The sequence below is a fragment of the Archangium violaceum genome (assembly GCF_016887565.1).
Taxonomy (GTDB): Bacteria; Myxococcota; Myxococcia; order Myxococcales; family Myxococcaceae; genus Archangium; species Archangium violaceum_B.
On record NZ_CP069396.1, the window covers coordinates 7113728 to 7127724 of the forward strand.

Below are 13997 nucleotides of genomic sequence, written 5' to 3' on the forward strand. Positions count from 1 at the left end.
ATGTCGAGAGTCCCCGCGTGGCCGCTGTTGCTCGCCCTGGCCCTGTCCTCCGCTGGCTGCGGGGAGCAGGCCCGAGCCGCGTCCACCCCACCCGAGCCCCTCCCCGTCCCCTCTGTCGCGCCCTCCGCCGCGCCTCCCGCCGTGGAGGCCCCGCCCACGTGGCCCGCCGCGAGTGCTCCGCTCACCGTGGCGCGGGTGGAGTTCCCCCTCGGCTTCGGACGCAAGCGCATCTACCTGGACGCGGGGCACGGCGCGCCGGGGAACGAGGGGAACTCGTCCGTCACCTGCGAGCCCGAGGAGTCCTTCACGCTCCGGGTCGCGCAGGATCTGGCCCGGCGGCTGGAGGCCACGGGGCACTTCAAGGTGAAGCTCAGCCGGAAGCCGGGACAGCGGCCCCGCTACCAGGATCGGCTCGCGGAGGCCGAGCGATGGCGGGCCGAGCTCTTCGTGAGCCTGCACTCGGATGCCCGGGGCGAGGCGAGCTGGTGGATGGGAGCGCCGGACCAGTGGTGCCTGCGGAACGACGCGGCACCGGGGTACAGCGTGCTGTACGCGGACGACACCGCCGAGCCCCTGCTGTCCCAGCGGCTCACCGTGGCCCGGGCCCTCGCCCGGCGCATGGGAGAGGCCGGGTTCTTCCCCTACGGAGGGGAAGACTATGTCGGCCTGTACGCGTCCGATCCCGTGCAGCCGGGCACCTTCGTGAGCCGGCACCAGCCAGGACAGCGCATCTTCGTGCTGCGCAAGCCCCCCATGCCCTCGGTCATCATCGAGACGCATCACGCGCTGGACTACGAGGAGGTGGCCCGCTGGCGCGAGGAGCGCACGCTGGAGGCCTTCGCCGCGGCCGTGGCGCAGGGGCTGGTGGACTCGCTGGCGCCTCCCGCGAGCCCACCCGGACCCCGGGTCTCAACCCGTGCCGCTCTCCCCGCGCCCCGACCCTCCGCTCCCTGACTCCTCGCCTCCGGACGGCGCCTCCACGACCCCGAACCAGCGCTCGAACCGCTCCGCCAGTGCCCCGACGTGGGGCGCTCGCAGCAGGCCGTGGTGATCGCCGGGCACCTCCTCGACGGCGAGCCCCGAGGGCACGAGGCGTCCCCAGCCGTGAGTGGGGTCCACACCCGCGTCCCTCCGCGCGTCGCCCGCCCTGAGCAACACCACCCGCCCCTCGTAGGGCTCGGGTTGGTACCGCGCCACCGCGCCCAGGTTGGCCCGGGCCACCTCCAGCAGCGCGCGCAGCTCCTCCAGCCCGGTACCGGGAGGCAACAGGCCCGCCTCGCGCACTCGCGTCCAGAGGGTCCGGAGCTGCTCCTCGGGCGTCAGGCCCGCCAGGGCGTCGGGCGTGAGGAACACCTCGCGCCCGGCACTCCGGGCCAGATCCGCTGCGAAACCGGCCAGGAGCTCGGCGGACTCCGGCTCTCGCGCGGGCGACCCGCTCGGAGCGAAGCTGTCGAGCAGGACGAGCAGGGCCACCTCCTGCCCCTGGCGCCGCAGCTCCCGCGCCATCTCGAAGGCCACCGCGCCGCCCAGCGACCAGCCGCCGAGGAGATAGGGCCCCTCGGGCTGGATGGAGCGCACCTGCTCCACGTACCGGCGGGCCATGTCCTCCACGCTCGCGAGGGGCACCTCCCGACCGTCCAGCCCCGTCGCCTGCAGGGCGTGGAAGGGACGCCCAGGGCCCAGGTGCCGAGCGACCTCCGCGTAGCAGAGCACGTTGCCGCCCACCGGATGCACCCAGAAGGTCGGCGTGCGCGTGCCCCCGGGTTGGAGCGTGACGAGGTTGCCCCGGGCCGGAGCCAGCGAGCCAGCGCGCAGCCGGGCGGCCAGCGCTTCGATCGTGGGCCCCTCGAAGAGCGCCGCCAGCGGGATGACGTGCCCCAACCGCTCCTGGAGCCTCGCCACCAGCCTCACGGCCAGCAACGACTGTCCGCCCAGCTCGAAGAAGGAGTCCGTCACGCCCACCGAGGACACTCCGAGCACCTCCTCCCAGACGCGTGCCAGCTCCCGCTCGAGCTCATCCCTCGGCGGCACCGAGGCCCGGCCATGAGCCCCCGTCTCCTCCGGCGCGGGCAGGGCGTGCCCGTCCACCTTGCCACTCGTGGTGAGCGGCAGGGACTCCAGGTAGATGCATGCCGAGGGCACCATCGCCTCCGACAGACGCTGGCGCAACCGCGCGCGGAGACCCAGCGCCTCGCGCGGCGTGGACTCGCCGGGCACCACGTACGCCACCAGCCGCGTCTCTCCCGAGGGGCTCCGCCAGACCGTCACGTGCGCCTGTCTCGCGCCCGCCAGCTCCCGCAGCGCCGCTTCCACCTCCCCGGGCTCCACCCGGACGCCATTCACCTTCACCTGCGCGTCCACCCGGCCCACGAAGTCGAGCCGCCCGTCCGCCCGCCAGCGCACCACGTCTCCCGTCCGGTACAGCCGCGCCCCCGGCTCGCCCGAGAAGGCGTCCGGCACGAAGCGCTCCGCCGTCAGCTCCGGCCTCCCCACGTAGCCCCGCGCCAGCCCCGGCCCTCCCACGTACAGCTCCCCCGCCAGGCCCGGCGGCACCGGCCTCATCGCCTCGTCCAGCACGTACGCCCGGACGTTCGGCAGCGGCCTCCCGATGGCCGGCCGGACCTCGCCCGCCACGCACTCCTCCCACGTGGCACACACCGTCACCTCCGTCGGTCCGTACCCGTTGAGGAAGCGCCGACCACGGCTCCACCTCTCCACCAGCTCCGCCGGGCACGCCTCGCCCACGGAGAACACCACCCGCAGGTGCTCCAGCCCCTCCTCCGCGAGCAGCGCCAGCACCGACGGCGGCAGCGTGGCCACCGTCACCCGGCCCTCCACCAGCGCGCGCCGCAGCTCGTCTCCCAGCGGCACCGCCCCTCCCGGAGGCACGTACAGCGTTCCTCCGGTCCCCAGTGCGAGCAGGTACTCCCAGAGCGACGAGTCGAAGCCCAGTGAGGCGAACTGCAACACCCGGGTGTCTCCGCCCAATCCGAGCGACCTCGCCTTGCCGCGGATGAGATCGCACGCGCCTCCGTGCGTCACCACCACGCCCTTCGGCCTCCCCGTGCTTCCCGAGGTGTAGAGGACGTAGGCCGCGTTCTCCGGCCGCGCTCCACTCTCCAGCGGGCCTGTATCCCCGGCTTCCAGCTCCTCCCAACGCACCACCCGGACGCTCCCGGACAGCCGGCACCGCTCCTCCAGGCCCCGCCGCGTCACCACCGCGCGCACGTCCGCGTCCTCCGCCATCCACGCCAGGCGCTCCGGCGGCTGCGTCGCCTCCAGCGGGACGTACACGCCCCCCGCGAGCTGCACGCCCCAGAAGGCCACCACCGCCTCCACGCTCTTCTCCAGCAACACGCCCACCCGTACTTCCGGGCCTACTCCTTCTCGCCGCAGCCGGTGTCCGAGCCTCCGCGCCCGCTCCCACAGCTCGCGGTAGCCCAGCCGCTGCCCGCTCCCCTCCACCGCTCCCGCTTCCGGCATCCGTGCCGCCTGAAGCTCCAGCAGCTGCCCCAGCGTCTCCTCCGGCGCCTCCACGCGTGGTCCACGGCCCCAGTCCACCAGCACCCGGGCCCGCTCCTCTCTCACCAGCAACTCCACCTCCGCCACCCGTCGATCCGGTGCCGCCGCCACCGCCGTCAGTAGCACCTCGAGGTGTCTCGCCAGGCGCTCGATCGTCGCCGGCTCGAAGAGGGCCGCGTCGTAGGAGAACACGCCCCGCAGTCCCTCCCGCGTCTGGACGAAGCTCAGCGTCAGATCGAGCTTCGCCTCCGCGCCCTCCTGCTCCACCGTGGACAGCTTCAGCTCCGGCAGCGACACCTCTCGGGCGGGGAGGTTCTGCAGCACGAACATCACCTGGAACAGCGGCGAGTGCCTCATCTCCCGCACCGGCCTCAGCTCCTCCACCAGCTTCTCGAAGGGCACGTCCTGGTGCGCGTACGCTCCCAGCGCTACCTCTCTCACCCTCGCCAGCAGCTCCCGGAACGTCGGCGCTCCTCCCACGTCCGTCCTCAGCGCCAGCGTGTTGACGAAGAAGCCGATCAGCCCCTCCACCTCCGCCCTCGTGCGGCCCGCCACCGGCGTGCCCACCACGATGTCCTCCTGCCCGCTCCAGCGCCCCAGCAGCGCCTGGAATCCCGCCAGCAGCACCATGAACAGGCTGCTTCCCTCTCGCTGCCCCAAGGCTTCCAGTGCCTCGCTCAGCTCACGGGACAGCACCACCGGGACCCGGCCCGCCCTCGTGCCTCTCGTGCTCGGGCGCGGCCTGTCGAGGGGCAGGTTCAACACGGGCGGGCTGCCCGCCAGCTTCTGGCGCCAGTACGCCAGCTGCTCTTCCAACACCTCGCCCCTCAGCCACTCCCGCTGCCAGCGCGCGTAGTCCGTGTACTGCAACGGCAGCTCCGGCAGCGGGCTCGGCTCTCCTCGCGTCATGGCCCCGTACAGCGCCGCCAGCTCCCGGAAGAGCAGCCCCGCCGACCAGCCGTCGAAGACGATGTGGTGCACCGTCAGCAAGAGCACGTGCTCCGTCTCTCCCAGCCGCAGCAGCTTCGCTCGCAGCAGCGGCCCCCGGGAGAGCACGAACGGCTGGCTCGCCTCCTCGGACGCGAGCCGCTCCACTTCCCCGCTCCGCCTCCCGGCGTCCAGCTCCGACAGATCCACCGGCGCCAGCGGCAGCCGCAGCGACCCGGCGATGCGCAGCACCGGCTCGCCCGCCCGGCTCTCGAAACAGGCCCGGAGGATCTCATGCCGGCGCACTACCTCCTCCAGACAGCGCTCCAGCACCGCCGTGTCGAGCCGCCCCTCCAGCCGCAGCGCGTAGGGAATGTTGTAGGCCGTGCTCCCTGGCTGGAGCTGCTCCAGGAACCACAGCCGCTGCTGCGCGAAGCTGAGCGGCAGCACTTCCTCCTTCGGACCCGACCTGAGAGCGGGCTCCGCCTTCACCTTCCGGGCCGAAGCGACGCGCATGGCCAGCGCGCCGAGTGTCGGAGCCTCGAAGAGGGCCCGCAGCGGTACCTCCACCCCGAACACCTTGCGCACCCTCGCCACGAGCTGCGTGGCCAGCAGCGAGTGCCCGCCCAGCTCGAAGAAGCCGTCGTGCATCCCCACCCGCTCCACCCGGAGCAGCTCGCGCCAGAGCCGTGCCAGCTCGAACGCCACGGGGCCCTCGGGCTCCACATACCCGGACCGCGCCGGGACGGACGGCAGTGGCGGCGGAGGCACGGAACGCACCCTTGCGGCTCCGTCTCCCAGGAGGCGCGCGAGGGGCTGGTCCGGTTCCTTCGCCACCGCGCCGAGCAGCGCCTCCAGCTCCGTGGCCCAACGCTCCACCGTGCCCGCGTCGAAGAGGCTGGCGTTGTAGCTGAACAACCCCCGCAGTCCTCCCTCCCACTCCTCCAGCGACAGGGAGAGATCGAACTTCGAGCTGCCCCCCACCGGCTCGAGGCCGTTGAGCGTGAGGCCCGGCAGCTCCAGCCGCGACCTGGGCGTGTTCTGCAGCGAGAACATCACCTGGAACAGCGGTGTGTACCGCATGTCCCGCACCGGCCTCAGCTCCTCCACCAGCTTCTCGAAGGGCACGTCCTGGTGCGCATACGCTCCCAGCGCTACCTCTCTCACCCTCGCCAGCAGCTCCCGGAACGTCGGCGCTCCTCCCACGTCCGTCCTCAGCGCCAGCGTGTTGACGAAGAAGCCGATCAGCCCCTCCACCTCCGCCCTCGTGCGGCCCGCCACCGGCGTGCCCACTACGATGTCCTCCTGCCCGCTCCAGCGCCCCAGCAGCGCCTGGAATCCCGCCAGTAGCACCATGAACAGGCTGCTTCCCTCTCGCTGCCCCAGGGTCTGGAGCGGCTCCACCAGCGCCCCCGACAGGGAGAGCATCCGCGTGCCCACCTGGAACACCGGCACCTCGGGGCGCGGTCTGTCCAGCGGAAGCGCCAGCACCGGCGGGCTGCCCGCCAGCTTCTGGCGCCAGTACGCCAGCTGCGCCTCCAATACCTCGCCCTTCAGCCACTCCCGCTGCCAACGCGCGTAGTCCGCGTACTGCAACGACAGCTCCGGCAGCGGGCTCGGCTCTCCTCGCGTCATGGCTCCGTACAGCGCCGCCAGCTCCTTCACGAAGATGCCCGTGGACCAGCCATCCGTGACGATGTGGTGCATCGTCATCAACAGCACGTGCTCGGCCTCTCCCAGGCGCAACAGCGTGGTCCTCAGCAGCGGCCCCTCCGCGAGCACGAAGGGCGTCCGGGCTTCCCTCTTCGCGCGCCGCAGCATCTCGGCCTCGCGCTCCTCCTCCGCGAGCCCCGAGAGCTCCACCCTCGCCAGCTCCACCCGCATCCGCTCCGCCACGCACGCCACCGGCTCGCCGTCCCTCTCGCCGAACGTCGTCCGCAACACCTCGTGGCGCTGGACGATCGCCTCCAGCGCCCGCTCCAGTGCCTGGACGTCCAGCGCGCCCGTCAGCCTCACCCCGTAGGGGATGTTGTAGGCCGCGCTCCCCGGTTGCAGCCGATCCAGGAACCACAGCCGCTGCTGCGCGAAGCCAAGCACCGGCGCCTCTCCCGGCGGTCTCGCCACCAGCGGCGGCGGTGCCCCAGCCCCCGTGGCGAGCCTCGGCGACTCCTCCACCCGGCGGGCGAGCGCCTCCAGCGTGGGGGACTCGAAGACGGCACGCAGCGGCAACTCCACCTTGAAGCCGCCACGCACGCGCGACACCAGTTGCGTGGCCAGCAGAGAGTGCCCGCCCAGCTCGAAGAAGGAGTCCGTCACGCCCACGCGCTCCACGCCCAGCGTCCTCGCCCAGAGCTCCGCGAGCCGCCGCTCCGTCTCCGTACGCGGTGCGATGAAGCCCACGCTCCTCGAGGCCACTCCCGGCAACGGCAGCGCCTTCCGATCCACCTTGCCACTCGGGGTGAGCGGGAACGAGGGCAGCTCGACGATCGCCGCGGGCACCATCGGCTCGGGCAGGCGCGTCTTGAGCGCGGCCCGCAGCACGGCGGTGTCCACCGGCGCCGCGGCCACCACGTAGGCCACCAGCCGCTGATCTCCCGGTCCGTACTCGCGCACCGCCGCCACCGCGTCTCGCACCGAGAGCTGCTCGCGCAGGGCCGCTTCCACCTCGCCCAGCTCGATGCGGTGGCCGCGCAGCTTCACCTGGAAGTCCACCCGCCCGAGGTACTCCACCGTTCCATCCGCCAACCACCGGGCCCGGTCTCCCGTCCGGTACAGCCTCGCGCCGGGCTCGCCTCCGAATGCATCCGGCACGAAGCGCTCGGCCGTCGCGTCCGGACGCCCGAGGTACCCGCGCGCCAGTCCCGCCCCTCCGATGTACAGCTCTCCCGCGACCCCCACTCCCACCGGCTGCCCGTGCCCGTCCAGCACGTACAGCCGCACGTTCTCGATGGGCCGGCCCAGCACCGGGCGCTCGTACTCCCGGGTGATGGGGCACACCGTCGCGTCCACCGTGCACTCGGTGGGGCCGTACACGTTGATGGCTCGCACAACGCGCGAGGCGGCCAGGCGCCGCCACAGCGTCTCCGAGATGGCCTCGCCGCCAATCAGCAGGGTGACGGGGTGCGTGGCCTCCTCCAGCCAGCCCGTCTCCAGCAGGAGTTGCAACTGAGAGGGCGTGCAGTCGAAGACATCCACCTTCCGCCGCTCCAGGTACTCGCGCAGGGCTTCACCGTCGAAGCGCACGGACTCTGGCGTCACGTCCAGCGTGTGCCCGCGCAGCAATTGGAAGAGCTGCTTCACCGAGGTGTCGAACGACACCGAGCCGTTGACGCTCACCCGCTGCCCGGACTCCAGCGGCGCATACACCGCCCGATGCAGCGCCTCGACGAGGTTGGCCACCGCGCCCTGCCGCACCATGACGGCCTTGGGACGGCCCGTGCTGCCCGAGGTGTAGATGGCGTACGCCAGGTGCTCCGGCCCCGCCCCACCCGGCACCGGCGTCTCCGGCTCCCCGCGCAACGCCTCCGCCTCGGCGTCCAACCGCAACAGCCGCGTCCCGGGCCCCACCAGCCCCTCGGCCGCGCCCCCCACCGTCACCACCACCCCCGCTTCCGAGTCCTCCAACATGTAGCGCAGCCGGTCGGGCGGATATGCCGGATCCAACGGCACGTACGCGCCACCGGCCTTCAGGATGCCCCACAGGCCCACCACCAGTTCCAGCGAACGCTCCACGCACAGGCCCACCCGTACGTCCGGGCCCACGCCCACCCGCCGCAGCCGGTGCGCCACCTGGTTCGCTCGCGCGTCCAGCTCGCGGAACGTGAGCCGCTCCGTCCCCATCACCACCGCCAGAGCCTCCGGCGTGCGCTCCACCTGGGTCTCGAACAGCGCCGCGAGCCCCACCCCTTCCCCGCGCGCCACCGCCGTCGCGTTCCACTCGCGCAGCACCCGCTGGCGCTCCGTCCCGTCCAGCGGCGACAGCTCCACCACCGGGCGCTCGGCCTCCTCCACCATCCGCGCGAGCAACACCCGGAGGTGCCCCAGCATCCGCTCCGCGTCCGCCGCGTCGATGCGGCGCTCGTCGTGGTACAGGGTCAGGCCCACCCCCTCGTGCAGCTCCGCGATCAGCGTCAACGGGAAGCTGTCGAGCTCGTGGCCCCGGACGTCGCGGATCTCCAGCGCCGTCCCCTTCCCGGCCACACCGTCCACCGGGTAGTTCTCCACCACGGCCAGCGTCTCGAAGAGCGGCGTCCCGAGCGGTACCTCGCTTCGGCGCTGCGCCTCCACCAGCGGCGTGTAGTCGTACTGCCGCATCTCCACCAGCCAGGCCTGTAGCTCTCGCAGCCACTGGCCCACGGGCTTGCCGCGAGGCACACGCACGCGCACCGGCAGCGTGTTGATGAACAGGCCCACCATCTCCTCCACGCCCGGCAGGGACGCGGGACGGCCAGAGACCGTGTTGCCAAAGACGATGTCATCCTCGCCGGCATGGTGGCGCAGCAGCAGCGCCCAGGCCCCCTGGATGCACGTCCCCAAGGTCACCTGGTGGCGGCGCGAAAACGCCTGGAGTGTCGCGGCCTGCTCCGGCGCCAGGTGCATCCGCTGCTCGCGGCGCACGGGCATGCCTTCCGACACAGGGCCGCGATCCGCTCCCACGCGCGTGGGCGACGTGAAGCCCGCGAGCGAACGGCTCCAGAACTCCCGGGCCACTCCTAGATCCTGCCGCCCCAGCCAGGCGATGAAGTCACGGTAGGGACGCGCCTCGGGCCAGGTGCGCGCGACACCCTTCGTCAGCGCTCCGTAGCGCGCGAACACCTCGCCCACCATGAGGGGCATCGACCAGCCATCCAGCAGCACGTGCGAGTAGCTCAGCACGAAGCGCCAGGCCCGATCTCCGACTCGCAGCAGGGCGAGCCTCATCAACGGCGCCCGCTCCAGCTCGAACCCGCGGCGCCGATCCTCCTCGAGCCACGCGGCCAGCCGCGCCTCGCGCTCCGAGGGCTCCAGCCCCCGCCAGTCCTCCGAGCGGATGGGGAGCTGGGCGTCTCGCAGCACCACCTGCAGCGGCACCTCCAGGCCCTCCCAGAAGAAGGCCGTGCGCAGCAGGGTGTGCCTCGCCACCGTCTCCTGCCACGCGCGGGCGACGGCCGTCACATCCAGCTCCCCGTGCACCTCCCAGGACATCTGGTTGAGGTACACCCCCGAGGTCGAATCCCTCAGCAGATGGAAGAGCAGCCCCTGCTGGAGCGGGGAGAGCGGGTACACATCCTCGATGCTCCGACGGCGCCGGGCATCCCCTCCCGTCACCCGCTCCACCAGCGCGTCCAACGCCTCCTGCCCGAGCGGCGCGAGCGGGAAGTCGGACGGTGTGAAGCCTCCCGCTCCCTCCGCGCAGCGCGCCACCAGCGCACGCAGCGCGCTCACGAAGTCCCTCGCGAGCGCCTCGACGGTCCTCCGCTCGTGCACGTTCTCGCTGTACGCCCAGAAGAGCCGCAGGCGTCCCTCGGACACCACTGCGCTGATGTCCAGCAGGTGGCGGCGCGGCGTCCTCTCCGACCAGGTGGGGCCCACCGGCTCGGTCACCATCGCCAGTGGCGTGCCCTCCGGCAGCACGTTGTCCACCTGCCCCAGGTAGTTGAAGGACACCTCCGCCTCCGGCAGTGCCCCCAGGCGCGCGGACAGTTCCTCCTCTCGCGACAGGTAGCGCAGCACGCCAAAGCCCACGCCTCGCCGGGGAAGGCTCCTCAGCCTCTCCTTCACCGCCTCGAGCCCCGACTCCGGCCCCTGCCCTTCCGCCGTCTCCAGCAGCACCGGATACAGGCTGGTGAACCAGCCCACCGTGCGCGACACGTCCACGCCGTCCAGGACGTCCTCTCGCCCGTGCCCTTCCAGGTTCACCAGCAGGCTCGCCGCCCCCGTCCACCGGCGGAACGTCTCCAACAGCGCCGCCAGCAGCACCTCTTCCATCCGCGTCCGCCAGGCGCGCGGCACCTCGTGAATCAGTGCCCGCGTCTCCTCCGCGTCGAGCTCCACGCTCACCTGCCGCGCGAAGGCCACGGTGTTCTCCCCTCCGTGCCTGTCCACCGGCAGGCGCGTGACGCGCTCCCACGGCAGCCCCAGCCAGTACGTGGCCTCCTCGCGCATGGCCGGCGTCTGTGCATACGCCTCCAGCCGCTCCGCCCATTGCTGGAAGGACGTCGTCTTCGGCGGCAGACGCACTGGTGCCCCCGCCTGCAACTGCCGCCACGCCGTGAGCAGATCCACCAGCAGCACCCGCCACGACACCCCGTCCACCGCCAGGTGGTGGATGACGAACAGCAGCCTCCGAGGCTCTCCGGCCCCCAGCTCGTACAGCACCACTCGCGCGAGCAGGCCGCTGCCCAGGTCCAGCGAGGCCTGGGTCCGGGCGGCATGCGCCTCCAGGGCAGGGCCACGCGCGGCAGGCTCCAGTCCCGACAGGTCCACCTGCTCCAGCGGGAAGTGTCCCTCATCCCCTCCGTTGCTCTGACTCCAGCCCTCTCCATCCCTCGTGAAGCGCAGGCGCAGCGCGTCGTGGTGCAGGCGCAGGTGCCTCAGCGCCCGCTCCAACAGTTGCGCCTCCACCGGCTCATCGAGGCTGAACAGGAGGGACTGGTTGTAGTGGTGTGGCTCCGGCGACTCCCGCTCGAAGAACCAGCGTTGGATGGGCGTGAGCACCACCGGACCCGTCACCAGCCCCTGCTCGGCCGCCACCACCGGCGCGGCTCTCGCCACCGTCGCCAGCTTCGCGATCGTCGGATGCTGGAAGAGCTGCTTCGCGGTGACGTGGACTCCCGCCTGCGCGGCCTTCGAGATGATCTGGATGGCGAGGATGGAGTCGCCCCCCAGCTCGAAGAAGTCATCATGGATGCCCACCCGCTCGTGCCTGAGCACCTGGGCCCAGGCCTCCGCCAGTGCTCGCTCCGTGGGAGTGCGCGGCGGCTCATGGGCGGTGGGAACCTCGCGTGCCTGCTCCGGCGAGGGCAGCGCCCGGCGATCCACCTTGCCACTCGTGGTGCGAGGCAGCGCCTCCAACATCACGAAGGCCGCGGGCACCATGTACTCCGGCAGCCGCTCGCGCAGCCGCTCGCGCAGCTCGCGTACCACGGGGGCTGGACCGCCCGCCGCGGGGACCACGTACGCCACCAGCCAGGGCTCTCCCTCGGCCCGCTTGCGCAGCACCACCACCGCCTCGCCCACCGAGGACTCCGCGAGCAACGCGGACTCTATCTCCCCCAGCTCGATGCGGAACCCGCGCAGCTTCACCTGCTCGTCCGCGCGGCCGAAGAACTCCAACTGTCCGTCCGCCATCCACCGCACGACATCGCCCGTCTTGTACAGGCGGGCGCCGGGCTCCTCCGAGAACGGATCCGGAATGAAGCGCTCGGCCGTCAGCTCCGGGCGTCCGAGGTAGCCGCGAGCCACGCCCGCACCACCGATGTACAGCTCTCCTCGCACTCCCACGGCCACCGGTCGCAGGTCCGCGTCGAGCACGTAGGCGCTTGCCCCCGCCAGCGGCCGGCCAATGGGCGCCACGGGCGCACCCGGTACGCACTCGGTCAGGGTTCCGTAGATGGACACCTCCGTGGGCCCGTACGCGTTGACGAATCGCCGTCCCACGCCCCAGCGCGCCGGAAGCCTCGGGCCGCACGCCTCGCCCGCCACCATCATCGACTCCAGCGCGGGCAACTCCTCCACCGGCGTCGCCTCCAGCACCGAGGGCGTGAGCACCGCCGTCGTCACCCGCTCCTCGCGCAACACCCGCAGCAGGTCCGCTCCTGGCATCAACGCCTCGCGCGGCGCCATCACCAGCGTCGCCCCGTCGCTCAGCGCACCGTAGATCTCGAAGACGGACACGTCGAAGCTCGCCGAGGCGAACTGCAACACACGCTTGCCCGGCCCGATGGCCCAGGCCCCTCGCGACGCCTTCACGGTGTTGCTCGCGCCCCGGTGCTCCACCAGCACGCCCTTGGGTTTCCCCGTGGAGCCCGAGGTGTAGATGACGTACGCGAGCTGTCCCGGGTGGAGCTTCACTTCGGGTGCCGTCCGCGACGCACGTGCGAGCGACTCGCGCTCCGGCTCCGCGTCGAGCAGCACCCGCCGCGCACTTGTCCCCTCCAGCCACGCGGCCGTGCCCTCCCGCACGAGCACCACGGGCGCTCCGCAGTCCTCCAGCAGGGAGCGCAACCGTGCCGCCGGCCAGGACGGATCCACCGGCACGTACGCGCCGCCGGCCTTGAGCACGCCCAACATGGCGAAGATGAGCTCCGGCGAGCGCTCCAGGCACAACAGCACCCGCGTCTCCGCCACCACCCCGAGCCCGCGCAGGTGGTGCGCGAGCTGATTGGCCCTCGTATCCAGCTCGCCGTACGTGAGCCGCTGCTGTCCGAAGCGGATCGCCTCGGCCTCCGGGGCCGCCAGGGCCCGCTCCTCGAAGGCACGGTGCAGCAGCGCGGGGGCGTGGCCGGCCTTCCCCGCTCCGCTCCACTCGCGCAGCAGCACCCGCCGCGCGGCCTCGTCCACCGGGGAGAGCTCACGCAGCCGCTGCTCCGGCCGCGCCACCATCGACTCCAGCAGGTGGCGCAACTGCTCCAGCATCCGCTCCACATGCGCCGCGTCGAAGCGCGCACCGTCATACGACAGATGCAACGGCAGCTCGCGTCCGGGCGACGAGATGAGCGTCAGCGGATGATGATCCGCCTCCAGTGAACGCACATCGCGCACCTCCAGAGAAGGCAGTGACGCGGTGAGCGCGGCGTCCACCGGGTAGTTCTCGAACACCACCAGGCTCTCGAACAGCGGCGTGCCCGCCGGTACCTCGCTCCAGCGCTGCACCTTCACCAGCGGCGAGTGCTCGTGCTGCCTCATCTCCAGCAACCACGCCTGCAATCCCTTCAGCCACGGGATGAGCGGCTCGTCTCCGGCCAGGCGCACGCGCACCGGCAGCGTGTTGATGAACAGGCCCACCATGCCCTCCACCCCGGGCAGCTCCGGCGGACGGCCCGAGACGGTGGTGCCAAAGACGACGTCCCTCGTCCCCGCGTGATGCCCCAGCAGCAGCGCCCACGCGCCCTGTATCAGCGTGTTGAGCGTCAGCCCATGCTGGCGCGTGAACGCGTTCAGCGCCTCGGTGGTGGCGGCGGACAGGTGGATCTGCCTCGAGCCCCGGCCCTCCCCCGAAGCCTCCTGACTCGCGGAGAGCCGCCCCGGATCCGTCGGCTCGGAGAAGCCCGCCAGCGAACGGCGCCAGAAGCGCTCGGACTCCTCCAGTCCTCGCTCCGCGAGCCAGCCGATGTAATCGCGGTAGGGCCTCGTCTGCTCCACCTGGGGCGTCAGTCCTCGCGAGAGCTGGTCATACTGGACGAACACCTGGCGGATGAGGACGGGAACGGACCACCCGTCCAGCAGGATGTGGTGGTGGCTGAAGACGAAGCGGTATACCGCCTCTCCCGTGCGCAGCAGCGCCAGCCGGGCCAGCGGCGGAGAGGACAGCTCGAAGCCTCGACGGCGGTCGGCCTCCAGCCACGCGG

At 72.0% G+C, this 13997-nt stretch carries 2 protein-coding genes (1 of these 2 cut by a window edge); one reads left to right on the plus strand and one right to left on the minus strand.

Features of this window, described 5'->3' with window-relative positions; all coding sequences use genetic code 11:
• Entirely contained in the window at positions 1-954 is a 954-nt protein-coding gene (locus JRI60_RS28470) for an N-acetylmuramoyl-L-alanine amidase family protein (protein WP_204219031.1), read from the plus strand.
• On the opposite strand, the gene JRI60_RS28475 is transcribed toward JRI60_RS28470, so the two are convergent.
• Positions 910-13997: the 3' portion of a non-ribosomal peptide synthetase gene (locus JRI60_RS28475; RefSeq protein ID WP_204219032.1), read on the minus strand. The gene runs 4879 nt beyond the window's last position; only the last 13088 of its 17967 coding nucleotides appear in the window; its start codon lies off the right edge, out of view; its stop codon occupies positions 910-912. The two genes, JRI60_RS28470 and JRI60_RS28475, sit on opposite strands and share 45 nt — an antisense overlap.